General features: G+C 69.0%; 29 protein-coding genes. 15 read left to right on the top strand and 14 right to left on the bottom strand.

Features of this window, described 5'->3' with window-relative positions:
- Nucleotides 1-19: 19 nt before the first annotated feature.
- The 7 genes from SGA01_RS41845 to SGA01_RS10675 all read right to left on the bottom strand — a co-directional run bounded on the left by SGA01_RS41845 (nt 20) and on the right by SGA01_RS10675 (nt 7710).
- Nucleotides 20-1315, bottom strand: coding sequence for a hypothetical protein (locus tag SGA01_RS41845; protein WP_229918381.1), 1296 nt, complete (start codon nt 1313-1315; stop codon nt 20-22).
- Nucleotides 1316-1364: 49 nt separating this feature from the next.
- The gene (locus SGA01_RS10700) at nt 1365-2561 is read right to left on the bottom strand and encodes a hypothetical protein (RefSeq protein WP_141295741.1); all 1197 of its coding nucleotides are present in this window, start codon (nt 2559-2561) and stop codon (nt 1365-1367) included.
- Nucleotides 2562-2795: 234 nt separating this feature from the next.
- Nucleotides 2796-3719 (bottom strand): phage distal tail protein, encoded by a 924-nt coding sequence (locus SGA01_RS10695; protein WP_141295739.1) that lies wholly within the window; start codon nt 3717-3719, stop codon nt 2796-2798.
- Between the two features lie 153 nt (nt 3720-3872).
- A complete protein-coding gene (locus SGA01_RS10690) occupies nt 3873-5129 on the bottom strand; it encodes a phage tail protein (protein ID WP_141295735.1) in 1257 nt (418 codons plus the stop codon).
- Nucleotides 5126-6325 (bottom strand): phage tail protein, encoded by a 1200-nt coding sequence (locus tag SGA01_RS10685; RefSeq protein WP_141295732.1) that lies wholly within the window; start codon nt 6323-6325, stop codon nt 5126-5128. The genes SGA01_RS10690 and SGA01_RS10685 overlap by 4 nt, the downstream gene beginning before the upstream one ends.
- A gap of 30 nt (nt 6326-6355) precedes the next feature.
- A complete protein-coding gene (locus SGA01_RS10680; protein ID WP_141295729.1) occupies nt 6356-7405 on the bottom strand; it encodes a hypothetical protein in 1050 nt (349 codons plus the stop codon).
- A gap of 92 nt (nt 7406-7497) precedes the next feature.
- Entirely contained in the window at nt 7498-7710 is a 213-nt protein-coding gene (locus SGA01_RS10675) for a hypothetical protein (RefSeq protein ID WP_141295727.1), read from the bottom strand.
- A gap of 304 nt (nt 7711-8014) precedes the next feature.
- Here SGA01_RS10675 and SGA01_RS10670 point away from each other — a divergent pair, with 304 nt between their 5' ends.
- Nucleotides 8015-8818, top strand: a complete 804-nt coding sequence (locus SGA01_RS10670) for a hypothetical protein (protein WP_141295724.1) — start codon at nt 8015-8017, stop codon at nt 8816-8818.
- Between the two features lie 27 nt (nt 8819-8845).
- On the opposite strand, the gene SGA01_RS10665 is transcribed toward SGA01_RS10670, so the two are convergent.
- The 4 genes from SGA01_RS10665 to SGA01_RS10650 form a co-directional block, all read right to left on the bottom strand.
- Complete coding sequence (locus SGA01_RS10665; protein ID WP_371866017.1) at nt 8846-9058, bottom strand: hypothetical protein; 213 nt, start codon at nt 9056-9058, stop codon at nt 8846-8848.
- 215 nt (nt 9059-9273) lie between these two features.
- Nucleotides 9274-9564, bottom strand: a complete 291-nt coding sequence (locus SGA01_RS10660) for a hypothetical protein (protein WP_141295719.1) — start codon at nt 9562-9564, stop codon at nt 9274-9276.
- Nucleotides 9565-9652: 88 nt separating this feature from the next.
- Nucleotides 9653-10264: a phage tail tube protein gene (locus SGA01_RS10655; protein WP_141295716.1), complete on the bottom strand. Its 612-nt coding sequence runs from the start codon at nt 10262-10264 to the stop codon at nt 9653-9655.
- A gap of 183 nt (nt 10265-10447) precedes the next feature.
- The gene (locus SGA01_RS10650) at nt 10448-10858 is read right to left on the bottom strand and encodes a phage tail termination protein (protein ID WP_055641849.1); all 411 of its coding nucleotides are present in this window, start codon (nt 10856-10858) and stop codon (nt 10448-10450) included.
- A gap of 289 nt (nt 10859-11147) precedes the next feature.
- Between SGA01_RS10650 and SGA01_RS10645 the strand changes: the two genes are divergently transcribed.
- Complete coding sequence (locus SGA01_RS10645) at nt 11148-11975, top strand: ATP-grasp domain-containing protein (protein ID WP_141295880.1); 828 nt, start codon at nt 11148-11150, stop codon at nt 11973-11975.
- 101 nt (nt 11976-12076) lie between these two features.
- Here the strand turns inward: SGA01_RS10645 and SGA01_RS10640 are convergent, their stop codons facing one another.
- The 3 genes from SGA01_RS10640 to SGA01_RS10630 are packed head-to-tail and all read right to left on the bottom strand — an operon-like array spanning nt 12077 to nt 13375.
- On the bottom strand, nt 12077-12313 hold the full coding sequence (locus SGA01_RS10640) for a MerR family transcriptional regulator (protein WP_055641848.1): 237 nt from the start codon (nt 12311-12313) through the stop codon (nt 12077-12079).
- Nucleotides 12307-13086: a hypothetical protein gene (locus SGA01_RS10635; protein ID WP_141295878.1), complete on the bottom strand. Its 780-nt coding sequence runs from the start codon at nt 13084-13086 to the stop codon at nt 12307-12309. Before SGA01_RS10635 ends, SGA01_RS10640 begins: the two co-directional genes overlap by 7 nt.
- Nucleotides 13087-13099: 13 nt before the next feature.
- Nucleotides 13100-13375 carry a WhiB family transcriptional regulator gene (locus tag SGA01_RS10630; protein ID WP_141295713.1) on the bottom strand — a complete coding sequence of 92 codons (276 nt, stop codon included), beginning with the start codon at nt 13373-13375 and terminating at the stop codon, nt 13100-13102.
- A 252-nt stretch (nt 13376-13627) separates the two neighbouring features.
- Between SGA01_RS10630 and SGA01_RS10625 the strand changes: the two genes are divergently transcribed.
- From SGA01_RS10625 to rpsS, 13 genes are all read left to right on the top strand, one after another.
- Nucleotides 13628-14077, top strand: a complete 450-nt coding sequence (locus tag SGA01_RS10625; protein ID WP_141295711.1) for a helix-turn-helix domain-containing protein — start codon at nt 13628-13630, stop codon at nt 14075-14077.
- 344 nt (nt 14078-14421) lie between these two features.
- Nucleotides 14422-14793 (top strand): 30S ribosomal protein S12, encoded by a 372-nt coding sequence (gene rpsL / locus SGA01_RS10620; RefSeq protein ID WP_003948652.1) that lies wholly within the window; start codon nt 14422-14424, stop codon nt 14791-14793.
- Between the two features lie 2 nt (nt 14794-14795).
- Nucleotides 14796-15266: a 30S ribosomal protein S7 gene (gene rpsG / locus SGA01_RS10615; RefSeq protein WP_055641845.1), complete on the top strand. Its 471-nt coding sequence runs from the start codon at nt 14796-14798 to the stop codon at nt 15264-15266.
- Nucleotides 15267-15305: 39 nt separating this feature from the next.
- Nucleotides 15306-17435: an elongation factor G gene (gene fusA / locus SGA01_RS10610; protein ID WP_141295708.1), complete on the top strand. Its 2130-nt coding sequence runs from the start codon at nt 15306-15308 to the stop codon at nt 17433-17435.
- Between the two features lie 150 nt (nt 17436-17585).
- On the top strand, nt 17586-18779 hold the full coding sequence (gene tuf / locus SGA01_RS10605) for an elongation factor Tu (RefSeq protein ID WP_026058274.1): 1194 nt from the start codon (nt 17586-17588) through the stop codon (nt 18777-18779).
- A gap of 181 nt (nt 18780-18960) precedes the next feature.
- On the top strand, nt 18961-19323 hold the full coding sequence (locus tag SGA01_RS10600; RefSeq protein ID WP_141295705.1) for a YciI family protein: 363 nt from the start codon (nt 18961-18963) through the stop codon (nt 19321-19323).
- Nucleotides 19320-20558, top strand: a complete 1239-nt coding sequence (locus SGA01_RS10595) for an RNA polymerase sigma factor (protein WP_141295702.1) — start codon at nt 19320-19322, stop codon at nt 20556-20558. The genes SGA01_RS10600 and SGA01_RS10595 overlap by 4 nt, the downstream gene beginning before the upstream one ends.
- A gap of 466 nt (nt 20559-21024) precedes the next feature.
- The gene (rpsJ, locus tag SGA01_RS10590) at nt 21025-21333 is read left to right on the top strand and encodes a 30S ribosomal protein S10 (protein ID WP_003948644.1); all 309 of its coding nucleotides are present in this window, start codon (nt 21025-21027) and stop codon (nt 21331-21333) included.
- A gap of 11 nt (nt 21334-21344) precedes the next feature.
- On the top strand, nt 21345-21989 hold the full coding sequence (gene rplC, locus SGA01_RS10585) for a 50S ribosomal protein L3 (RefSeq protein ID WP_024755405.1): 645 nt from the start codon (nt 21345-21347) through the stop codon (nt 21987-21989).
- 7 nt (nt 21990-21996) lie between these two features.
- Entirely contained in the window at nt 21997-22647 is a 651-nt protein-coding gene (gene rplD, locus SGA01_RS10580; protein WP_055641841.1) for a 50S ribosomal protein L4, read from the top strand.
- Nucleotides 22647-22970 carry a 50S ribosomal protein L23 gene (gene rplW / locus SGA01_RS10575; protein ID WP_141295699.1) on the top strand — a complete coding sequence of 108 codons (324 nt, stop codon included), beginning with the start codon at nt 22647-22649 and terminating at the stop codon, nt 22968-22970. The genes rplD and rplW overlap by 1 nt, the downstream gene beginning before the upstream one ends.
- Nucleotides 22971-23010: 40 nt before the next feature.
- Entirely contained in the window at nt 23011-23847 is an 837-nt protein-coding gene (gene rplB / locus SGA01_RS10570) for a 50S ribosomal protein L2 (protein WP_024755408.1), read from the top strand.
- Between the two features lie 12 nt (nt 23848-23859).
- Entirely contained in the window at nt 23860-24141 is a 282-nt protein-coding gene (gene rpsS, locus SGA01_RS10565; protein WP_024755409.1) for a 30S ribosomal protein S19, read from the top strand.
- The last annotated feature ends 42 nt before the right edge of the window (nt 24142-24183 follow it).

The following is a 24183-nucleotide window of genomic DNA, read 5'->3' as shown; positions in this document are numbered from 1 at the left end:
AGGTGGTGGCGGGCGGCGGCTACGGAAGCGGGTCGACCTTGATGAACGTGTTGTCGAATCCGCCCTTGAGGGAGGTGGTGTTGGTGACCATCTTGAAGAAGGCCGTGAGGGTGTACGTCGCGCCGGCGGTCAGGTTCGACAGCCGGCGCGTGGTGGCCACCGAGATCAGGTGCGGGCTGGCGGCGACCGTCGCGTACTCGTCGTCGAGGTCGCCGACGACCGTGGCTCCCTGGGTGAGCTTGAGCGCCATGAAGGCGTAGTGGTCGGCACTGTGCGACTTCATGCGGGCGCCGAAGCTGACCACGACGGCCCTCGACGGCGGGGCGACGAAGTTGAGCGCGAGCGGGTTCGTGGCGCGTCCCGCGAGCGTCGAGGTCCAGGTGAGCGACGTGGTGTCGCCGTAGTCGCTGTTGTCGACGAAGTACGGCCCGGGCACCGCAGGACCCCACGTCGTGCCGTTCCAGCGCTGGAGCTGACCGCCCGGGGTGTCCCGGTACTGGCCCGCGTAGCTGCCGGTGGTGAGGGTGCCGGGCGGGGCGATGCCGCCGATCGGCACCCAGGCGTTGCCGTCCCAGCGCTGGAGGCTGCCGTTCGTGTCCCGGTACTGGCCCGTGTAGCTGGCGGTGGTGACGGTGCCCGCGGGGGCGATGCCGCCGAGCGCCGACGGGTACGGCACCCAGGCGCTGCCGTCCCAGCGCTGGAGCGCGCCGCCGGAGTCCTGGTACTGGCCCGGGTAGGCACCATCGTGGACCGCGCCCTCGACCGGGAGGATGCCGCCGAGGGCGACGACCGGGGTGCGCAGGTCGTTGAGGGCGGTCGCCCACGGGATGCCGCCGTTGCCCGCGCTGACGGTGGCCGGGACGGTCACCTCGTACAGCACGAGGCTGCGCGGCGGGACGGCCGGGGCATGCGGGGCCTGGGCGGGGACGCCCTTGATGATCTCGACCTTCGCCTCGTTGCGGTTCGAGGAGTCGTAGAGGTTGTCGTAGATCCGGATGACGATCAGGTCGATGCGGCCGTACTGGGCGTCGCCCGGCTCGAAGGTGACGTCCACGGAGCTCGGCAGGGTCACCGGGTAGACGCCCTGGGAGATCTCGCCCTGGATCACGGCCCGGCCCTCGGAGACGGTCGCCGTCATGGCGGAGGCGCCGAAGGTCCAGAAGGCGGCCAGTCGGTGCTCGCCGGTGTACGAGCCCGGCAGGACGCCGGAGCGGACCTGGACGGGGTTGGCCAGCGTCGTCACGCCGGTCTGGGTGAGGCGGGTGTCCTCGCGGGTCTGGCCGGTCTCGGCGACCCAGCTGCTGCGCAGGTTCATGGGGTTTCTCCGTTCGAAGAGTCGGGCGACGGTTCAGCGTTCGGGCGTGTCAGGACTTGATCCATTCGGCGGAGAGGTTGCAGGCGTAGCCCGAGCCGCCGAGGGTCTTGATCGCCGCGGTGTGGTTGTGGAATCCGGCGAGCTGGAGGGTCTCGCCGGCGACGAGCCTGATCAGGCTGCTGCCGCCCACGGATATGGCGCCGTTGCCGGCGGGGGTGAGCCAGGTCAGCCGGGACTGTCCGACGCCGGAGAGCATGACCCGGGCGCCGCGCATACCGGTCTGGGCGTCGTTGGCCCAGGTGGCGAGTGCGGAGACCCGCCACCAGCCGGTGCGCGGCACGGTGTAGGTGTTGTTCGTGGTCCAGGCGGTGGCGTCGTCGACCTCGACGGTGGGCAGGTTGAGCACGGTCCAGGTGTTGGAGGGGACGCTCTGCGCCTGGGCTGTCAGCCACTGCGTGGCGCTGAACAGCACGGACGAGGCGCCTTCGACGTACTGCCAGGAGGTGCCGTTCCAGCGCTGCAGGCCGCCGCCGTTGTCCCGGTACTGGCCGGTGTAGGCGCCGTTGGTCGTGGTGCTCGGGGCGATGCCGCCGACGGGCTTGGGGTACGAGACCCAGGTCGTCCCGTCCCAGCGCTGGAGGAGCCCGGCGGTGTCGCGGTACTGGCCGACGTACGCGCCCTTGAAACCGCTGGCGGGCAGGATGCCGCCGAGGGCCACGACCGGCCAGTGCATGGTGGTGACCGCGGAGGTGTTCCACTGGATGCCGCCGGCGCCGGCGGAGATGCCCTTCGGCACCAGGACGGTGTAGAGCGGGATCGTGCTGCCCGGGCCGCTCGCCGGCGCGGTGGGGGAGGCGGCGGGGACGCCCTTGACCAGGCGTACCACCGCCTCCGTTGCACCGGTGCGGTCGTAGGCGTCGTCGACGACGGCCAGTTCGATCAGGTCGATCCGGTCGTACATCGGGTCGCCGTCCGCGATGGTGAGGAGCTCCGGAGAGGTGACGGCGACGAGATAGGCACCCTGGGCGGTGTCCTTGCCCTGGACGATCGCTCGTCCGGTGCCGATGGTGCCCTGCATGGGCGAGCTGCCGGTCAGGACGAATCCGCCCGGCACGATGCCCGCCCGCGAGCGCAGCGGGGTCTCCTCGGCGCTCTGGCCACTGGGGGTGAGCAGGGCGGCGAGGGCGAGCCGGGTGTCCTCGCGGGTCTGGCCGGTGGTCTGGAGCCAAGCGGCGCGTACGGTCATGGGTCACCTCTCCGTGACGGTCGGGGCGGCGGGATCAGGGGTGGGGATCGGGGGCCGGGGCCGGGGCCTGCGCCTGGGCCGGGGCTGGTGCCTGGGCCTGGGCGCCGGGGCGCCTGGGCCTGAGAATCAGGCGCCGGGGATCGGGGCCGGGGGATCGAGGCCGGGTGATCGGGGCCGGGGGTCGGGACCGGGCGCGGATGCGCGGGTCGGGAGCCCGGGATCAGCGGCGGCGGGTCACCATTCGGCGCTGCGCCAGCGCACCGTCATCTGGGCGTCCGGAGTGGCCGAGTCGGGCCGGAAGGACAGCTCCGTACGGCCCGGTTCGAGCGCGAACAGCTCCTCCGGGTTGGAGTCGGCCATCGCGGTGTGCCGCCGCGACGCGGAGTTGTTGAGCATGACCGTGCCCGCGCCGGTGTCGACGACGAGTTCGTCGCCGGCGGCCAGGTCGATCGCGTACCGCAGCCGGCGGCGCGTGGTCCGCTCGGTGACGGTGGGGACGGAGCACGGGCCGCGGAAGACGATCACCGGATGGCAGGCGGCGGAGCCGGTGTTCACGGCGACGGCGTCACCCGTGCTCTTCGCCTCGCCCCAGGTGAGCGGCCAGGTGAGAGGCCATATGAGACCTCGCTCGGGCTGAGGGGCCGTCGTGCTGACCATCTGCTCGGTCACGCCGTACCGGCGGGGGTCGGCCGCCAGCCACTGGACGGACATGCGGGAGCTGCCCTGGGTGGCGAAGCCCTGGTCGGCGGGGACGACGCGCTGGGCGATCCGGGCGCGCACGGTGAGCAGTTCGCCGTGCAGCCGGACGGTGAGCCAGCGCTCCTCGTCGAGGAGGGCGAGGGCCTGGCGCAGCGCGCGGATGGCCTCGGCGGCCTGGTTGAACTCCGGAATCAGTACGACCGTGCCGCCGACCTTGCGCGGCTTGGCGAACCGGGAGCCCGGCCAGGCTCCGTGGGAGGTCGGCCGGTCGGCGTCGGAGGAGTCGTACTCGGGCAGGTCCTCCCAGCCCGACAGGCCGGACTTGTCGATGTTGAACGGCGTGCCGGGCCCGATGAGAAGCCCGGCCCACTGGATCTGCCCGTCCTGGGTGATCAGTGAGCCGGGCGCGAGGTCGGCGGTGTAGGTGCTTCCGGTGTATGCGGTGGTGGTCTCGGCCATGGGGGCCGTCACCTCACTTCTGATGGGAGGTCGGCTGGTGTCGAGGGCGGCTGCCGCCCGGGCACGGGCCGCTGCCCGGGATCGGGCCGCGACCCGGGCGCGGGCAGCCGGTCACGCGGCGCGGGCTGCTGCTCAGGCGGCGCGGGCTGCTGCTCAGGCGGCTGCGTGGGCCGTGGCGAGGAAGAGCAGGTCCTCGGCGACCGCCCGGGGGCCGGCGCCCGGCTGCTCGTGGAAGTCGCGTACGTAGTGCGGCTTCGGGAGCGGCTCGGTGAGCGCCGGCACGCGGCGGTTCTCCAGCTGGGAGAGCGGGTCGATACGGAACTCGTCCGCGTCGCCGGGGAAGACGATGCCGCCCTCGGCGAGCATGGGGATCTTGTCGAGTTCGACACCGAACTTCTTGTCGGTGAGGGGGATCTCGAAGCTGAGCTTGTTGAGGCCGTCGATGATCCAGTTGACGAAGGCGATCATGCCGTTGATCGGGCCCTTGACGACCCCGATCACGGAACTCAGAGCGCCCTTGATCAGGTCACCGATACCGCGCAGGGCCCCGGAGACCGCGTCCTTCGCGGTCCGGAAGAAGCCGGGGACGGAGTCGGTGATCCACGAGACGACGGGGCGTACGGCGTTCTTGATGCCGTCCATCGCGCCCGAGGCGATCCCGCGGAGCGCGTTCCAGGCGGAGGAGACGGAGGCGCTGAGCTTCTCGACCCCGCCGATGACGACACCGATGCCCGTGATCACTCCGGTGATCACGGCCAGATACCCGTTGAAGTACGTCCCGACCGCCGTCCCGATCATCTCCACGAACGGGGCGAGGAAATTCCAGATCTCCTCGATGACCGCGAGCGCGCGCTCGAAGACCTGCTGCATGATCTGCTGGCCGGTCTCGGAGTTCAGCGCGAACTCGATGATGGCCGCCGCGATGGGCACGATGATGCCGACGACGAAGCCGAGCGGGTTGGCCCGCATGGCGACGTTGACGGCGGTCATGACGACGGAGGCGACGGTCATGACGGTGCCGAAGGTGCCCATCAGGCCGGTGATGACGTCGGCGATGGGGAGCATCGGCAGGATGAGCGCGAAGATCGCCCCGGCACCGGTGCCGATCTTGCCCGCCGCGGTGCGGGCCTTGCCCGCCGCCGTGCCGATCCGCTTGACCCCGGCGGGGGCGGTGGACCGGCGGATCTTGGTGACGGCGGTGGCGGTCCCGGACGCGGTGGTGCCGAGGGTCCGGAGGGTGGTGCCGACGGTACGCAGCCCGGTGGCGAGCGCGCCGACGTTGCGGGACGCGTGCTGGACGTCCTGCCTGAGCTTCCGCATCGCGGTGTTCGCCTGGCCGACGCCCTGCAGCAGGGAGCTCATCGCCGGGACGGCGACCCTGAAGCCGGGCATGGGGGCGACGGCGGTCATCCGCGTGCCTTCGCCAGGTACATGAGGGCGTCGGCCGTGGACTGCGGGTCACTGCCGCGGGCGGCGTGGTAGTGCTCGATGTGCAGTCCGGTGCCGCCCTGGCCGGCCTGGGGGCCGGCGTTCACACGGGCGCGCTTCGCGGTCATGGCGAGCAGCCGGTCCAGCTTGGAGAGCGGGAGGACGGCCTCGGCCTCGCCGGCCTCGGCGAGGATCGCCGGGACACCGCCGTGGCGGGGCATGACGACACCACCGGTGGCGAGCATGGGGATGGTCGGCAGGTTGACGCCGAAGGTCTTGCCGCCGACGACGGGGACCCAGCCGGGGACGCTGACCTTGACCCGGTTGAGGCTGCTGATCATCGAGTTGATGAGGCTGATGACCGAGTTGATCGGGCCCTTCACGCCGCTCTTGATGCCGTCGAACGCCCGGGACGCGATGTCCTTGAGGCCGTTCCAGATGGACGACATCTTGTCCTTGACGGCGGTGAACGCCTGCGGGATCGCCGACTTGATCCAGTCGACGACCGGCGTGATGACGGCCTTGATGCCCTTCCAGACCCCGCTGATGACGGTCTTGATCGCGTTCATCACCGTGGTGATGACCGTCTTCCAGATGTTCACGTAGGTCTTGATGACGGTGGCGACGGCCTTGACGACGGTGGAGATGGCGGTCTTGATGCCGTTCCAGACCGTCTTGATCAGGTCTCCGGCCTTCTTCATGATCGGCCCGATGGCCTTCATGACGGCGCTGATGACGGTCTTGATGGCGTCGAACGCCTTCTTCATGACCGTCTGCATCGTCTTCGAGCGCATCGCCATCTCGACGATCTTCTCGATGAGCGGCATGAAGAGTTCGAGGAGCCGGGCGAGGATGTTGCCCTTCATGGACTTGTTGAGCTTGTCCTGGCCCTTGGCCGCCTTGCCGGCGCCCGACTCGTACTTGCCGAGCTTGCCGCCGGCCGACTGCGCGGTGTCGCCGGCCTTCTTCATGGACCGCTCGGCCTGGTCCGAGGCGGTCTTCAGGTTCTTGAGCTGACCGGTGGAGCCCTGGGCGGCGGTCTTGAGGTTCTTGAGCTGGCCGTTGGCCGCCCGGCCGGCGTCGCCGACCTTCTTGACCGAGGTGCCGGCGCCGGACGCCTGGGTCTTGAGGTTGCCGAGGCCGGTGGACGCGCTCTTCAGGTTTCTGACGAGGGACATGGGTGTACCTCCTTTCGGGGTGGGGTGTGATCAGGCGGCGGCCGGGGCGCTGCCGCCGCCACCCATTTCGCGGTTGAGGTCACGGACGGCCGTGGCGAAGTCGCGCATCCGCCCGGAGAGGGTGCCGGTGTGCTGGGCGAGTTCCTTGGCCGCGTTGGCCGCATTCTGGAAGGTCGCCATCGTGGGGACCTTGTCCACCTCGAGGCCGGTCATGGAGGTCTTGAGCTTCCCGATGGCATCGGCGAACTTGGAGGTCTTCTTCGGGTCCGAGAGCTTCACGGCGTCGGTGATCTTGCCCATGCCGGTGGCGATCGGGGCCATCGCCTCGTGGTTCACGCCGGTGATGGCGTCGGCGACGGCCTTGACGCCGAGGCCCGCCTTGGTGGCCTTGCTCTCGCTCGGCAGCTTGCGGAACTCCTTGTTGAACGCGGGGGCGTGCTGGTTGAACGTCGCCAGGAGCGGGTTGATCCCTTCGAGCTGCGTCCGCAGGCCGCTGAAGTCCGCGTTCTGAGGGAGGGCGGCGAGGCCGGAGAGGACGGAGTTCTCGCGCGCCCTGACGTCGGCGGCCAGCTGGGGCCGGGGGATGATGCCGCCCCCCTCGGGGCGGGCGAGGATCTTGCCTTCGAGACTCGGCTTGATCTTGCTGAGGAGGTTGAATATCCCTCCTTGGATCGTCCGCTGGAAGGCCGTGAGGTTCATCGCCAGGGCGATGAGGAACGCGGGGACGGCGAGGCTGAGGAAACCCGAGACGAGGTAGACGGGCCACCATGCGTTGCCCTCGTGGAACTTCTCCAGGGAGGCGGCGAAGCTGCCGAGGCCTGCGGCCTCCATCCACTCCGTCTTCTTCGCCTTGGTGAGCTCCTGGTGCATGTCGTCGATCTTCTTGAAGAAGTCGGCGGTGAACTGGGTCTTGATCCACTCCTCGGTGGCGATCTTCGGGGACTTCAGGACGAGGTACTCCTTGAGTTCGGAGACCACCGTCTTCGGGTTCTTGGGGTCGCTGTTGTCGACCCTGTCCTTGAGGAGGGCATCCCTGAGAGAGGCGATCTCTCTGGAGAGCCCCTCGATGGTGTCTGCCATGGATTGCTCCGCTTCCGGCCGGTGACGGCCAAGCGCCGAAAAGCCCCTGCCGGTCCCGGCAGGGGCTCGTTCGTCTGGGGCAGCGGGGGCGGCTAGGCGTCCTCACCCCGGCGGGGGCCGCGGCGCGCCGTCGCGAGGGCGTCGTTCCAGCCGGCCACGTACGCGAGGGTCTCGTAGCGGGAGACCTCGGCGTACAACGTGCCCAGCAACGCTCTCTTGTCGAGGGCGACGGGTCCGTCGAGGAGCTGGCGGAGGCGGTCCTGGAGAGGGATCTGCGGTCGCGATGCCTCGGCCTGCTGGGTCATGGACGCCTGCCTTCCGGTTGCTTGCCCGTGCGTGTGTGGCGGCGCCGCGGAGTGAGGAGCGGGGGCACCACGTGTTCGAACTTCTGTGCGAACAGAGTGTGGAACATCTGTTCGAGGTTTGTCGAGCCGGAAACGGCTGACGGCGTGTCTTCTCCACCGTTCCCGGCGCGGGTTGGCCCTTGAACGGGTCATGCGTTCGACCGGGGTAACCTGGAGGACGCATTCCTGGGGCCGACCACTTCGGGGCGCGAGGGGCGCGAGGGGCGCGCGGGGACCCCAGGGGGCTGGAAGGCAGCACTGACGCATGGAAACGGAGCCGGGCGCCAACCGGGGGGAACGGGTAGTCGACTGGCTCGACGCCCACCCCGATCTGCCCCACCTTTTCGCCTACCTTTCGGAGCTCGTCCACCTCGCCGGGTACGCGCCGGACGAGCTCGTCGTGATCCCGAGGGCCGAGATCGACCGCCGGGAGACCTCCGCGTTCACCGCCGGCTGGGCCGAGGCGGTGTCGGATGAACTCCCCCGTATCCGCAGGGAGTACGAGAAGCGGGTCGCCGACGCCTATGCGCAGGGGCAGGGTGACGCGCGGGGGATCCGCCGCCCCCAGCGCCGTACGGACGTCGGCCAGGAGGGCGCCCGGGTCATCGCGCTGCCCTTCGCCCGGCTTCTCGAACCCCCCGCGGCCGTCGTCGAGGCCGAGGAGCGGGTACGCAAGGAGCGCGAGCTGTTCGACCAGCGCCCCGAGCCGGAGCCGGAGCACCGGACGAGCCCTGAGCCGGACGCGGAACCCGAGGTTCTGCTGACCGCGCAGGAGAGCCGTACCCGCCGGAACGCCCAGCCGGTACGGAAGGTCGTACGCGGCAAGGGCGGGCGGCCGATCGTGCCGCCGCTCGCCGGGGTGCCGATCCAGCCGGCCTCGGCCGCCGACCGCCGTGAACCGGAATCCGAGCCTGTACGCGAACCCGAACCGGTTCACGAAACCGAGCCCGAGCCCGAGCGCGAATCCGAACGCAAGGGACGACGCCGGCTGTCCGAGCGTGCCCGGGCCCTGGAGGAGGACATGGCCTCCGAGCGAGCACGGGAAGCGCCCCCGGAGCCCACTCCCTGACGGGAAGGGGCTCCGGGGGCCGCGGGATCACCCGAAGAATCGGGCGAGGGCTTGGGGGGACATACCTTCGTCGTCCTCGGCGGACGTGTTCCGTCCACCGTGGGCCGCACCCTCGCCACCCTCCTTGTCCTCGTCCGCGTCTCCCGGACGGGGGACGGGCTTCGGTGCCTCGGGTGTGTCGCTGTCCTCGCTCGCGTTGACGCAGGAGAACATCCAGTTGGCGACGGCCAGATGGTCCACCGTGGCCGCCAGCAGATGGTCGGTGATCGACCACTCGGCGGCCTCGCCGTGGAGCTCACGCTGGACGGCGCTGTCCCGCGGCAGGTGCTTGATCAGCGCCAGGACCCGCCTGCTGGAGAGCTCCTGGCGGTGCCAGTCGAGGATGTCGACCCCGTAATAGCGGATGAGGTCCGCCTCAAGGGCCTCGGCGTGTTCTTCGACGAACTCGACGAGGCTCAGTCTTCCCCCAGGCCGAGCCCGGTCTCCTTGCCGTAGGCCTCCAGGATGGCGGAGATGTCCTGCATGGTGATGTCGTGCTGCTCGAAGCGGGAGAACTGCTCCTCACCCATCAGGAGTGCGAGCAGGCCGTCCACGTCGTTGTCGTCGAGCTTCCGCAGCCCCTTGGCGGTGGCGCGGCTGAGCTCGGTCGGAAGGGTGTAGGTCTCGCCGTCCAGCTCGAAGGACCACTTGCGTCCGTGGGCCTCCTGTCGCTGGGCGCGGGCTGCGTTGACGTCGAAACGGGCCATGGTGATGCGTACTCCTTGTTCGAACGGGTGAAGAGGAGAAGGGTGGGGCGGGACGGCGGTGTGCCGTCCCGCCCCGGGTGGAGAAGGATCAGACAGTCGCGGAGTACTGGCTGTCCTTCATGAGGAAGGTCGCCAGCGGCTTGCCGTCGCCCTTCGACATGGCCGAGAAGGTGACACCGAGCTGGGAGGCCGCCTTGCGGGCCAGCTTGATGTCGTCGGAGGCGGTGACCTGGCCACGCGGGATGATGAAGCGGTACGTGACCGCGGTCGTGCCACCGGCCTTCACGTCGGTGAACTCCAGGCCGAGGGCGCGCACGTCGGCGAACGGACGCTCGGCGATCTCGTAGCGGTAGGTGTCGACCGCCGGGGTCGGCTCGGCCTTGACGGAGCCACCGCCCATGAAGAAGGGCAGCGTGTCCTCGTTGAACTGGAGCATGGAGAACTTCAGCGAGAGGTCACGGGCCGAGTAGATGTAGTGGACCGGGGAGACCGACTGCCACGAGTCGATGGCCTCCAGCTTGTCCTTCTTCGAGAAGGTGACGCCGTCGCCGGAGGTGAAGCCCAGGTCCTTCCAGCCCGCGCCGGTCCAGTCGACGGCGGGGTCCGTGCCGAAGGTGGCCGGGGCGGACGTGCCGGCGTCGGCGACGTAGAGCTTGCCGGTACCTGCGACGCGGATCTCGGCAGAGTTGTTTCCAGCCATGGTGGTGTTTCTCCTTGGTGTGTTCGGGTTGAGAGAGCGACCGTCCCCGGACATCCGGTCCGGGTACGGCAAAGGCCCCGCCGGACGGCGAGGCCTGGTCTGTGGGGTGAGCGTCCGTCAGGGAGCCGAAAGGGCTCGGAAGACGCTCGGGGCGAGCGGCTCGGAAGAACGCTCGGCGAGCGGCTAGAAGACGCTCAGGGAGAGGCGGATCACGCAGAGGTAGCGGTTCGCGCCCCGGTAGAGGTAGTCGGGCAACCAGCGCGGCCCGTCCTGCTCCTCGACGTCGTGCACGCGGTTGTTGGCGCCGATCTGCTTGCCGATCGTGGCGAGCAGCGCCCGCCGGGCCGCGTTGGCGAGGACGTGGGCGGCGGTCTTGCTCGGCCCGTACACCTCGAACTCGATCAGCGGCATGTCGACGTGCTGGTCGCCGATCCAGGCGCCGCCGCGGCGGTTCACCAGGACGGCGCTCGTCGTGCCGTCGAAGCCGGCCGGCGCGTTGACCGCGATCGTGGCGCCGGCGAGGGCGGGGTCGGCCTTGAGGACGTCGACGACCAGCTTCTCGACGTCCGGGAAAGCACTCGGGGGAGTGGTCATGACGGTTCTCCTCGGTGGAGGGGAGGGATGGCGGGACGGGGTGCCGTCCGGGGCGCTCCGGCGAAAGGAGGGCGGGGCGCGGCAGCGCGCCCGGACGGCGGACGGCGGAGCCGCGTCCCGTCCTGCGGGCGCAGCTCCGCCGCTGCACCAACTGTGACAGCGATCGTGCGCGCACGCAACTAGAACGGGGAGTGGATCCGAAGGGAGTGACAGTGGATGTGCCGGACCCCGCCGGAACCCGCCTCGATAGGTTGTCCCGACCCGACCGAGGGAGCCGCCCGTGTCCGCCGTGCCCGCCACCCGCCCCCGCCTGCTGTACGTGACCGACCTGGCCTACCCGGCCAAGGGGCGGCGGTACGGCGACGAGGACATCCACCTCACCGCCCGGCTGCGCGCCGACTTCGACCTCGCCCTCTGCCACCCGCTCGACGCCGCCGCCCTCATGGAGGGCTTCGACGCCGTCGTCGTGCGCAACAGCGGCCCGGTCCTCGCGTACGAGAAGGAGTACGAGGCCTTCCGCGAGCGCGCCCTGTCACTCGGCACCCGCGTCTACAACCCGCTCCACGGGCGCGGCGACATGGCCGGCAAGCAGTACCTGCTCGACCTCACCGCCGCCGGGTACCCCGTCATCCCCACCGTCGACCGCCCCGAGGACCTCCACCGGCTGCCCGACGCCACGGAGTACGCGGTCAAGCCCAAGGCCGGCGCCGACTCCATAGGCCTGCGCTTCGTGGGCCGCGAGGAGCTGGCGGCCCTCCCGTACGGCGACCTCCTCGTCCAGCCGCGCGTCCACTTCCGGTACGAGGTGTCCTTCTACTTCGTCGACGACCACTTCCAGTACGCCCTGTACGCCCCCGACCCCGAGCGCCGCTGGGTCCTGGAGCCGTACGAACCGACCGCCGAGGACCTCGCCTTCGCCCGCCGTTTCGTCGACTGGAACACCCTCGACCACGGCATCCAGCGCGTCGACGCCTGCCGCGCCCCGGAGGGCGGGCTCCTCCTCGTCGAGCTGGAGGACCTCAATCCGTACCTCTCCCTCGACCGCGTCGCCGAGCCGGTCCGCGAGCACTTCGCCGACACCCTGGTCCGCTCCCTCCACGACTTCCTGAGCGCATGAGGGCATGAGGGCATGAGGGCATGAGGGCTTGAGGACTTGAGGACATGACGAAGCGCCCCGATTCCGGATCCGGAATCGGGGCGCTTCGGTGTGACGGACGATCAGGCTGAGGCGGTACGCGTACGGCGGCGGGCCAGCCGCTCCGCCGCGAAGACGTCCTCCAGGCGGAAGAGCTGGGCGCGACCCGCCTTCCCCGCGGCCCGCAGATGTCCCAACTGGACCCACTTGCGGATCGTCGCGGGGGCGACCCCGGCCTCCTCGGCGGCGAGCGGTCCGGGGATCAGCGCGGGCATCGCGGCCAGTGCCGGCAGTGCGGGCATCGCGGGCGAGCTCAGCATGAGGTCTCCTTCGTGTCGTCCATCGCCGCTTCGATCTCCTCGGTACGCGTCCCCGAGGCCTCCGTCAGTTCCGCCCACGCGCTCTCCGGCCACAGGTGCCGGTACGCGGGGTCGTCCTGGCAGCCGCACGCCGCGTCCGTGCACACGCACGCCGGGTTCACGCACAGCACCGCCCGTCGGTCGGGGAACGCCCGCAGCGACACCGAGTCGCACCACGGGCAGCGCCCCGAGACCCGGACGATCGTCTCCGCATCGCCCAGCGTCCGCGCGCACCGGCGGGCCATCCGCCGGATCTCGTCCCGGACGTGCCGGGCGAGGACCGGGTGCGCGGCGACGGCGTCGAGCAGCCCGACGATCCGCCGCAGCCGCTCGATCACCCCGGCGCGGCGCGGCCTCGGCAGGGCGAGCCGGGCGCAGACCGCCTCCTCCAGCTCCACCACGCCGTCGGTGATGTCCCGGATGGCGTCGGAGATGTGCAGCCGGATCGGGGCGGCGCCGTGCCCGGGGACGGAGAGGCCGTGCCGCTGTTCGAGCAGCAGCGCCTCGCGCCGCTCCTCGCGGATCAGCTCGTCGCGGCCGGGGTGCGGGGCGGTGGGGGCGGTCCCGGCGGGGGAGCGGCGGCCGGGGGCCAGCTCCTCGGAGAGCTCGGGGAACTGCCGTACGAGGGAGGCGGTCCAGAGGGCGATGTCCCGCAGCACGAGCTCGACGGTGCGGTCGGCAGGGTCGGTGCGGTCGGCGTCGTCCGCACGGAACGTGCTGTCCGTGCTGTCCATGCGGTCGGTGAGGTCAGCCACGGCGGCGGCCCCCCGCCTTCGCGACCGCCTTCGCGACGCGCTCCGCGTCCGCGGCGCGGCCGTTGCGCCACAGTCGGCCGGCGCAGACGCCGTCGAAGTAGCTCTCGGCAGGGGACACGGCCGCCTCGCACTCGCGGCGGACGGGACAGTCGGCGCAGGCGCGCAGTGCCGGGGCGGCGTCCTTGGGCCGACGGGCGAAGACGACGGACGGGGAGAGGCCGGCGCACGCGGCGGAGGCCTGCCAGGGGGACGGGTCGGTCGGGAACAAGAGGGTTCTCCACGGTCCGGGGCCACCGGGGCATCCATGGGGCCGGTGGGGCTTCTGGGGCTCAGGGGGCCGGCGAGTGCGGCGATGAGCAGCCTTACACGTTGCGTGCGAGCGCGCAACAAACTTGTGGTGATGCCCTGACCGGGTCTTCATCGATTCGACACGGTTGCGTGCCCGAAAGCACGTAATTCTGTGCGCGCAAGCACGCTAAAGTATGGAATCCGGAGGGTGGGGAGTAAGGGAGCGGTACACATGACCAGTCAAGGGCTCGACGAATTCGCGGGCTGGGTCGAAGGCCTGATGAGAGCGCGCGGATACGACATCGACAGTCCCCGTGGCGGCGGGAAGTCCCGGATCGCCGACGAGGCCGGGGTGCACCGTGCCGCCGTCACGCGCCTGCTCCAGCGGCAGAGCATGCCCGACCTGGAGACGATGCGCCGGATCGCCCCGCTCCTCGGGGTCTCCGTGCGGGACATGCTGATCCGGTCCGGCCGGGTCACCCCCGAGGAGCTGCCCATGGCGGCGGACCTCCTGCCGCCCAACGACTGGCAGCCGACCATGGAGGACTTCGCCCGCTGGCTCGGCGTGCCCGACGAGCGCCTGGGCGTCTTCGTCAAGGTCGTGAACCAGTTCCTTGACCCCGAGGAGGAGGGGGCGGAGGACGCCGCCGCCGTCGAGGCGCGGCGCACCGCGCGCGACTGACCACCGCGGGCGCGGCGGTACGGGGCGGCCCACCGCGCCCCCGCCGCGCCCCGGCCGCGCCCCGGCCGCGCCCCGACCGTGCCTCCGCCGCGGCCGGGGTCCGCGCGCGTGGCCATTTGTTTTGACCGGAGTCCGTGCGATAGGTACGCTCAAGCCTTGTGCCTGGGGTGTGCCTGGGCTCGCGTGCGTGTCTTCCGCCGCACAGTGAGTCCGCGAAACGGCCACCGTGATCCGCGCCTTTTCCGCCTTCGGCGGAGGTCCGCGAGATTCGACACACCCGACCGCGTGGGTCGGTGAGTGTTTCAGGTTAGTTTCACCGACGGCACACAGAAACCGGAGAAGTAGTGCCTACGATCCAGCAGCTGGTCCGTAAGGGCCGGCAGGACAAGGTCGAGAAGAACAAGACGCCCGCACTCGAGGGTTCCCCTCAGCGTCGCGGCGTCTGCACGCGTGTGTTCACGACCACCCCGAAGAAGCCGAACTCGGCCCTCCGTAAGGTCGCGCGTGTGCGTCTGACCTCGGGCATCGAGGTCACGGCCTACATCCCGGGTGAGGGTCACAACCTGCAGGAGCACTCCATCGTGCTCGTGCGTGGTGGCCGTGTGAAGGACCTGCCGGGTGTTCGTTACAAGATCATCCGCGGTTCCCTCGACACGCAGGGCGTCAAGAACCGTAAGCAGGCTCGCAGCCGCTACGGCGCCAAGAAGGAGAAGTAAGAATGCCTCGTAAGGGCCCCGCCCCGAAGCGCCCGGTCATCATCGACCCGGTCTACAGCTCTCCTCTTGTCACCTCGCTGATCAACAAGATCCTGCTGGACGGCAAGCGTTCCACCGCCGAGCGCATCGTGTACGGCGCCATGGAGGGTCTTCGTGAGAAGACCGGCCAGGACCCGGTCATCACGCTGAAGCGCGCTCTCGAGAACGTCAAGCCGTCCCTCGAGGTCAAGTCCCGCCGTGTCGGTGGCGCCACCTACCAGGTGCCGATCGAGGTCAAGCCGGGCCGCGCGTCCACGCTGGCCCTCCGCTGGCTCGTCGGTTACTCCCGCGCCCGTCGCGAGAAGACCATGACCGAGCGCCTCCTGAACGAGCTCCTCGACGCCTCCAACGGCCTCGGTGCTTCGGTCAAGAAGCGTGAGGACACGCACAAGATGGCCGAGTCCAACAAGGCCTTCGCGCACTACCGCTGGTAGTCGCAACCCACATCGAGACCGAGAGAAGACTGAGCCGATATGGCTACCACTTCGCTTGACCTTGCCAAGGTGCGCAACATCGGCATCATGGCTCACATCGACGCGGGCAAGACGACCACCACCGAGCGGATCCTGTTCTACACCGGCGTCTCTTACAAGATCGGTGAAGTCCACGACGGCGCTGCCACGATGGACTGGATGGAGCAGGAGCAGGAGCGCGGCATCACGATCACGTCCGCCGCGACGACCTGCCACTGGCCGCTCGAGAATGTCGATCACACGATCAACATCATCGACACGCCGGGTCACGTCGACTTCACCGTCGAGGTGGAGCGTTCGCTGCGCGTGCTCGACGGTGCTGTCACCGTGTTCGACGGTGTGGCCGGCGTCGAGCCCCAGTCCGAGACTGTTTGGCGTCAGGCGGACCGCTACGGCGTTCCGCGTATCTGCTTCGTCAACAAGCTCGACCGTACGGGCGCCGATTTCCTCCGCTGCGTCGACATGATCGTGAACCGCCTCGGCGCGGTCCCGATCGTCATGCAGCTGCCCATCGGCGCCGAGATGGACTTCCAGGGTGTTGTGGACCTCGTCCGCATGAAGGCCCTGGTCTGGTCCGCGGAAGCGTCCAAGGGCGAGATGTACGACGTCGTCGACATCCCCGCCGACCTCGTCGAGCTCGCCGAGGAGTACCGCGGCAAGCTGGTCGAGGCCGTTTCCGAGAACGACGAGGAGCTCATGGAGCTCTTCCTCGAGGGCGTCGAGCCCACCGAGGAGCAGCTCTACGCTGCCGTCCGTCGCATCACCATTGCCTCCGGCAAGGGTGGCGGCGAGAAGACGGTCACCCCCGTCTTCTGTGGCACCGCGTTCAAGAACAAGGGCGTCCAGCCCCTGCTCGACGCGGTCGTGCGCTACCTCCCCTCCCCCCTGGACGTCGAGGCCATCGAGGGCCACGACGTCAAGGACGCGGAGCTGGTCGTCAAGCGCAAGCCGTCCGACGAGGAGCCGCTGTCGGCTCTCGCGTTCAAGATCGCGAGCGACCCGCACCTCGGCAAGCTCACCTTCGTCCGGATCTACTCCGGTCGCCTGGAGGCCGGCACCGCGGTGCTGAACTCCGTCAAGGGCAAGAAGGAGCGCATCGGCAAGATCTACCGCATGCACGCGAACAAGCGTGAGGAGATCGACTCGGTGGGCGCCGGCGACATCGTCGCCGTCATGGGCCTGAAGCAGACCACCACCGGTGAGACGCTGTGCGACGAGAAGAACCCGGTCATCCTGGAGTCCATGGACTTCCCGGCGCCGGTCATTCAGGTCGCGATCGAGCCCAAGTCCAAGGGTGACCAGGAGAAGCTGGGTGTTGCCATCCAGCGTCTCGCGGAGGAGGACCCCTCCTTCCAGGTGCACTCGGACGAGGAGACCGGCCAGACCATCATCGGTGGTATGGGCGAGCTTCACCTCGACATCCTCGTCGACCGTATGCGTCGCGAGTTCAAGGTCGAGGCGAACGTCGGCAAGCCGCAGGTCGCGTACCGCGAGACGATCCGCAAGACCGTCGAGCGCGTGGACTACACCCACAAGAAGCAGACCGGTGGTACCGGTCAGTTCGCCAAGGTGCAGATCGCGATCGAGCCGATCACCGAGGGCGACGCCTCGTACGAGTTCGTGAACAAGGTCACCGGTGGCCGCATCCCGAAGGAGTACATCCCTTCGGTCGACGCGGGTGCGCAGGAGGCCATGCAGTTCGGCATCCTGGCCGGCTACGAGATGACTGGCGTCCGCGTCATCCTTCTCGACGGTGGCTACCACGAGGTCGACTCCTCCGAACTCGCGTTCAAGATCGCCGGTTCGCAGGCCTTCAAGGAGGCCGCGCGGAAGGCTTCGCCGGTCATCCTCGAGCCCATGATGTCCGTCGAGGTCACCACGCCCGAGGACTACATGGGTGAGGTCATCGGCGACATCAACTCCCGCCGTGGTCAGATTCAGGCCATGGAGGAGCGCAGCGGCGCTCGCGTCGTGAAGGGCCTCGTGCCCCTCTCGGAGATGTTCGGCTACGTCGGAGACCTCCGCAGCAAGACCTCGGGTCGCGCAAGCTACTCGATGCAGTTCGACTCCTACGCCGAGGTTCCGCGGAACGTCGCCGAGGAGATCATCGCGAAGGCCAAGGGCGAGTAACTCTCCCGAGTTCACGCTTTAGGCTTGACACCAGTCGCCGGGGTTTCACCCCGGAACCCCGAGGATCGGGCTCCGGCGACTGGCATCCCAGCAAAGATCACCTGGCGCCGATGAAGCAAGGCGTACAGAACCACTCCGCAGGAGGATTCAGTGGCGAAGGCAAAGTTCGAGCGGACTAAGCCGCACGTCAACATCGGCACCATCGGTCACATTGACCACGGTAAGACGACCCTCACGGCCGCCATTACCAAGGTGCTGCACGACGCGTACCCGGACCTGAACGAGGCCTCGGCCTTCGACCAGATCGACAAGGCTCCCGAGGAGCGCCAGCGCGGTATCACCATCTCGATCGCGCACGTCGAGTACCAGACGGAGTCGCGTCACTACGCGCACGTCGACTGCCCCGGTCACGCTGACTACATCAAGAACATGATCACGGGTGCCGCGCAGATGGACGGCGCGATCCTCGTGGTTGCCGCCACCGACGGCCCGATGCCGCAGACCAAGGAGCACGTGCTCCTGGCCCGCCAGGTCGGCGTTCCGTACATCGTCGTCGCCCTGAACAAGGCCGACATGGTGGACGACGAGGAGATCCTGGAGCTCGTCGAGCTCGAGGTCCGTGAGCTCCTCTCCGAGTACGAGTTCCCGGGCGACGACCTTCCGGTCGTCCGTGTCTCGGCGCTCAAGGCCCTCGAGGGCGACAAGGAGTGGGGCGAGAAGCTCCTCGGCCTCATGCACGCGGTGGACGAGTCCATCCCGCAGCCCGAGCGTGACGTCGACAAGCCGTTCCTGATGCCGATCGAGGACGTCTTCACGATCACCGGTCGTGGCACCGTCGTCACCGGTCGTATCGAGCGCGGTATCCTCAAGGTCAACGAGACCGTCGACATCATCGGCATCAAGACCGAGAAGACCACCACCACGGTCACCGGTATCGAGATGTTCCGCAAGCTGCTCGACGAGGGCCAGGCCGGTGAGAACGTCGGTCTGCTCCTCCGTGGCATCAAGCGCGAGGATGTCGAGCGCGGCCAGGTCATCATCAAGCCGGGCTCGGTCACGCCTCACACCAACTTCGAGGCGCAGGCGTACATCCTGTCGAAGGACGAGGGTGGCCGTCACACCCCGTTCTTCAACAACTACCGCCCGCAGTTCTACTTCCGTACCACGGACGTGACCGGCGTCGTGACCCTCCCCGAGGGCACCGAGATGGTCATGCCGGGCGACAACACCGCCATGAGCGTTGAGCTGATCCAGCCCATCGCCATGGAGGAGGGCCTCAAGTTCGCCATCCGTGAGGGTGGCCGGACCGTCGGCGCCGGCCAGGTCGTCAAGATCACTGCCTGATCTTGATCTGATCTGGTAGCTCAAGTAGCTGCAGCAGAAGGCCCCGCACCTTTCGGTGCGGGGCCTTCTCGCGTATCCCGCTCCGGGAAATAGGGTCGGAGGTGTCGAGACCGCGCGAGCGGCTCCGACTCATGGGTGACAGCACGCCACAGGGGCGCGCGGGACGGGGAGGACACCCGAGATGAAGTACGTCGCGATGATCTACGGCAACCAGGCCAAGTGGGAGTCCTTCCCGGCCGAGGCCTGGCCCGAGGCGATCGCCAGGCAGGAGGCCTTCAACCGGAAGTACCGGGAGACGGGCGAGCTGCTCGGCGCGTACGGACTCGCCGACGCGGCCGCCGCCCGGCTCGTCCGCCGCGAGGACGGCGTCCCCGCCGTCACCGACGGTCCGTACCTGGAGACCAAGGAGTACCTGGCCAGCTTCTACCTGCTCGACTGCGACAGCCCGGAGCGCGCCCAGCAGATCGCCGCGGACATGCCCTTCGCGGACGTCGACCCCGTGGAGCTCTGGCCGGTCCTGCACGAGTCCGCGGCGGACGTGTGACCGGAGCCCAGGAGATCGAGGACCTGCTGCGGGAGTGCACGCCGCAGGTCCTCGGACTGCTCATGCGGCGGCACGGCAACTTCGACGCCTGCGAGGACGCCCTCCAGGAGGCCCTGATCGCCGCCGCACGCCAGTGGCCCGAGGACGGCGTCCCCGACAACGCGCGCGCGTGGCTGTTCACCGTCGCGACCCGCAAGTACATCGACCAGCTGCGCGCCGACGTCGCGCGCCGGCGCCGCGAGGACGCCCTCGCGTTCGCCACACCCGACGCCGAGCTCGTCGCCCGGGCCGCGGACGTCCCCGACACGGGCCGGGACGACTCCCTGGCCCTGCTCTTCCTCTGCTGCCACCCGGACCTGTCGTCCCCCAGCCGGATCGCGCTCACCCTGCGGGCCGTCGGCGGCCTCACCACCGCGCAGATCGCCGCGGCCTTCCTCGTACCCGAGTCGACCATGGCGCAGCGCATCAGCCGCGCCAAGCAGACGATCAAGGCCGCCGGGGGAGGGCTCGCCCAGCCCGAGGGGGAGGACCGGGCCGTCCGCCTCGCCGAGGTCCGGCACGTCCTCTACCTGACCTTCAACGAGGGCTACACGGCGAGCGGCGGCGACGAGCTCACCGCGCCCGCGCTCTCCACGGAGGCGATCCGGCTCGCCCGGCTCCTGCACCGGCTCGTCCCCGAGGACACCGAGACGGCCGGCCTCCTCGCGCTCATGCTGCTCACCGACGCCCGCCGCCCGGCCCGCACGGGCCCGCACGGCGAGCTGGTGCCACTCGCCGAGCAGGACCGGGACCGCTGGGACGGCCGGCTGATCGCGGAGGGCGTCGAGCTGATCAGCCGCACGCTGCCGAAGGGGCAGGTCGGCCCGTACCAGCTCCAGGCGGCGATCGCGGCCGTGCACGACGAGGCCGAGTCCGCCGCGGCCACGGACTGGCCACAGATCCTCGCCCTGTACGAGCTCCTGGAGCGGACCGCGGACAATCCGGTGATCACGCTCAACCGCGCGGTCGCGGTCGCGATGGTCCACGGCCCGGAGGCGGGCCTGGAGCTGCTCGCCGGGCTGGCGGAGGATAAGCGCCTCGCCCACCACCACCGGCTCCTGGCGACCCGCGCGCATCTCCTCGAACTCCTCGGCGACGCGGAGAACGCGGCGGCGGCCTACCGCGAGGCGGCCCGTCACACGACGAGCGCTCCCGAGCGCCGCCATCTGACGGAGCGGGCACGCCGGTTGGGGTGAGGGGTTCGAGAGGGGGCGCCCGGGAACACGCGTACGCCCCGGCGCTTGTCCGTACGTGACGTGGGGTACAGTCTTCGCCCCCGATTGGCGGCCGGAAGGTCCCGTATGGCAGACTGTCGGGGTTGCTCGGTTGAGTGCCGATGCTGCGCGCCTCCCGTCGGGAGGACCGGAAGCGAGTCCCACAGTACTCGTCGCTTCACACCTCTCTTCGGAGAGGCGTCGGGCGGACGTACGGGAATCTTCTGGGAAGCGTCAGCGGGGCGCCGGCCAGGCTCCCGGTGGGTGTTCCACCCCCGACTCGCGGTCATGGTGACCGCACCCCCTTGGTTGGGAAATCCTTAGGGATTTCTGCGTAGAGGGAGTGCGACACGCCCGACCGCGTGGGTCGGAGGTAGGACGGGGCTTCTCAGGAAGCCCAGTCGACCGGGGTGCCAGAGCGTTACGAGACAAAGGACTACTAGTAGCCATGGCGGGACAGAAGATCCGCATCCGGCTCAAGGCCTACGACCACGAGGTCATCGACTCCTCGGCGAAGAAGATCGTCGAGACGGTGACCCGCACTGGTGCGTCGGTCGCGGGCCCGGTGCCGCTGCCCACTGAGAAGAACGTGTACTGCGTCATCAAGTCGCCGCACAAGTACAAGGACTCTCGCGAGCACTTCGAGATGCGCACGCACAAGCGCCTCATCGACATCCTCGACCCCACGCCGAAGACGGTTGACTCGCTCATGCGTCTCGACCTTCCGGCGGGCGTTGACATCGAGATCAAGCTCTGAGGGCGCGCGAGATGGCTAAGAACATCAAGGGCATCCTGGGCGAGAAGCTCGGCATGACGCAGGTCTGGGACGAGAACAACCGGGTCGTCCCGGTGACCGTCGTCAAGGCCGGCCCCAATGTCGTGACCCAGGTCCGTACGAACGACGTCGACGGCTACGAGTCGGTCCAGATCGCCTTCGGCGAGATCGACCCTCGCAAGGTGAACAAGCCCCTCAAGGGTCACTTCGCCAAGGCTGACGTCACCCCGCGCCGCCACCTGGTGGAGCTCCGCACCGCTGACGCCTCCGAGTACACGCTCGGCCAGGAGATCACCGCCGAGCTCTTCGAGGCCGGCGTCAAGGTCGACGTCACCGGTAAGAGCAAGGGCAAGGGCTTCGCCGGTGTCATGAAGCGCCACAACTTCCGTGGTGGCAAGGCGTCGCACGGTGCCCACCGCGTGCACCGTAAGCCCGGCTCCATCGGTGGCTGTGCCACTCCGGGTCGTGTCTTCAAGGGCATGAAGATGGCCGGTCGCATGGGCAACGAGCGTGTGACCACCCAGAACCTGACCGTCCACGCCGTTGACGCCGAGAAGGGTCTGCTGCTCATCAAGGGCGCCGTCCCCGGCCCCAACGGTGGCCTCGTCCTGGTCCGCACTGCGGCCAAGGGGGTTTGAGGAACCGATGAGCACCATTGACATCCTTTCGCCGGCAGGCGACAAGGCCGGGACCGTCGAGCTCCCCGCGGAGATCTTCGGCGCCAAGGTCAGCGTTCCGCTGATCCACCAGGTCGTCGTCGCGCAGCTGGCCGCGGCCCGTCAGGGCACGCACAAGACCAAGAGCCGTGGCGAAGTCCGCGGTGGTGGCAAGAAGCCTTACCGCCAGAAGGGCACCGGCCGCGCCCGTCAGGGTTCGACCCGCGCCCCGCAGTTCGCCGGTGGTGGCGTCGTGCACGGTCCCGTGCCGCGTGACTACTCGCAGCGGACCCCGAAGAAGATGAAGGTCGCCGCTCTCCGCGGTGCCCTCTCGGACCGGGCCACCCACTCCCGCATCCACGTCGTCACCGGCGTGGTCGAGGGTGGCGTCTCCACCAAGGCCGCGAAGACGCTGTTCGGCAAGATCTCGGAGCGCAAGCACGTGCTCCTGGTCGCCGAGCGCTCCGACGAGGCTGCGTGGCTGTCCGCTCGTAACCTGCCCCAGGTGCACATCCTGGAGCCGGGCCAGCTCAACACGTACGACGTGATCGTCTCCGACGACGTGGTCTTCACCCAGGCCGCCCTCGAGTCCTTCGTGTCTGGCCCCCAGACCGCTGAGACCGAAGGGAGCGACGCCTGATGACTGACGCCGTCGTCACCAGCAAGACCTTCTCGGACCCGCGCGACATTCTCGTCAAGCCGGTTGTCTCGGAGAAGAGCTACGCCCTGCTGGACGAGAACAAGTACACGTTCATCGTCGCGCCTGGCTCCAACAAGACCCAGATCAAGCAGGCCGTCGAGGCGGTCTTCTCGGTCAAGGTCACCGGGGTCAACACGATCAACCGCCAGGGCAAGCGCAAGCGCACCAAGGCCGGTTTCGGTAAGCGCAAGGACACCAAGCGCGCCATCGTGACCCTTGCTGAGGGCAACCGTATCGACATCTTCGGCGGTCCGACCGCCTAACGGCGGTCTGGATCGTCCGGAATCGGACGAGGACTGAGAAATGGGAATCCGCAAGTACAAGCCGACAACGCCGGGCCGCCGTGGCTCCTCCGTTGCCGACTTCGTCGAGATCACGCGGTCCACGCCGGAGAAGTCGCTGGTTCGCCCCCTGCACAGCAAGGGCGGCCGTAACAACACCGGTCGGATCACCGTTCGCCACCAGGGTGGCGGACACAAGCGCGCCTACCGTGTGATCGACTTCCGTCGTCACGACAAGGACGGCGTGCCGGCGAAGGTCGCTCACATCGAGTACGACCCCAACCGCACCGCGCGCATCGCGCTGCTCCACTACGCGGACGGCGAGAAGCGCTACATCATCGCCCCGAAGAACCTGCACCAGGGTGACCGGGTCGAGAACGGCCCCGGCGCGGACATCAAGCCCGGCAACAACCTGGCGCTCCGCAACATCCCGGTCGGTACCACGATCCACGCGATCGAGCTCCGTCCCGGTGGCGGCGCCAAGTTCGCGCGCTCCGCTGGTGCCTCCGTGCAGCTGCTGGCGAAGGAGGGCACGATGGCCCACCTTCGTATGCCGTCCGGTGAGATCCGTCTCGTCGACGCCCGCTGCCGCGCCACCATCGGCGAGGTCGGCAACGCCGAGCAGTCGAACATCAACTGGGGCAAGGCCGGCCGTAAGCGCTGGCTGGGCGTTCGCCCGACCGTTCGCGGTGTGGCGATGAACCCGGTCGACCACCCGCACGGTGGTGGTGAGGGTAAGACCTCCGGTGGTCGCCACCCGGTCTCCCCGTGGGGTCAGAAGGAGGGTCGTACTCGCTCGCCGAAGAAGGCTTCGAGCAAGTACATCGTCCGCCGCCGCAAGACGAACAAGAAGCGCTAGGAGCGGGTTTAGATGCCGCGCAGTCTCAAGAAGGGACCCTTCGTCGACGGACACCTCGTAAAGAAGGTGGACGTACAGAACGAAGCCGGTACCAAGAACGTCATCAAGACCTGGTCCCGTCGCTCGATGATCATCCCGGCCATGCTCGGCCACACGATCGCGGTGCACAACGGCAAGACCCACATTCCGGTGTTTGTCACCGAGTCGATGGTCGGCCACAAGCTCGGTGAGTTCTCGCCGACGCGCACCTTCCGGGGTCACGTGAAGGACGACCGGAAGTCGAAGCGCCGCTAGTAGCGGGGTGGAATCGACCATGACAGACACTGGAAGGACAAC

The sequence above is a fragment of the Streptomyces gardneri genome (assembly GCF_006539185.1).
Taxonomy (GTDB): Bacteria; Actinomycetota; Actinomycetes; order Streptomycetales; family Streptomycetaceae; genus Streptomyces; species Streptomyces gardneri.
This window is presented reverse-complemented; position numbering and strand designations above follow the sequence as displayed.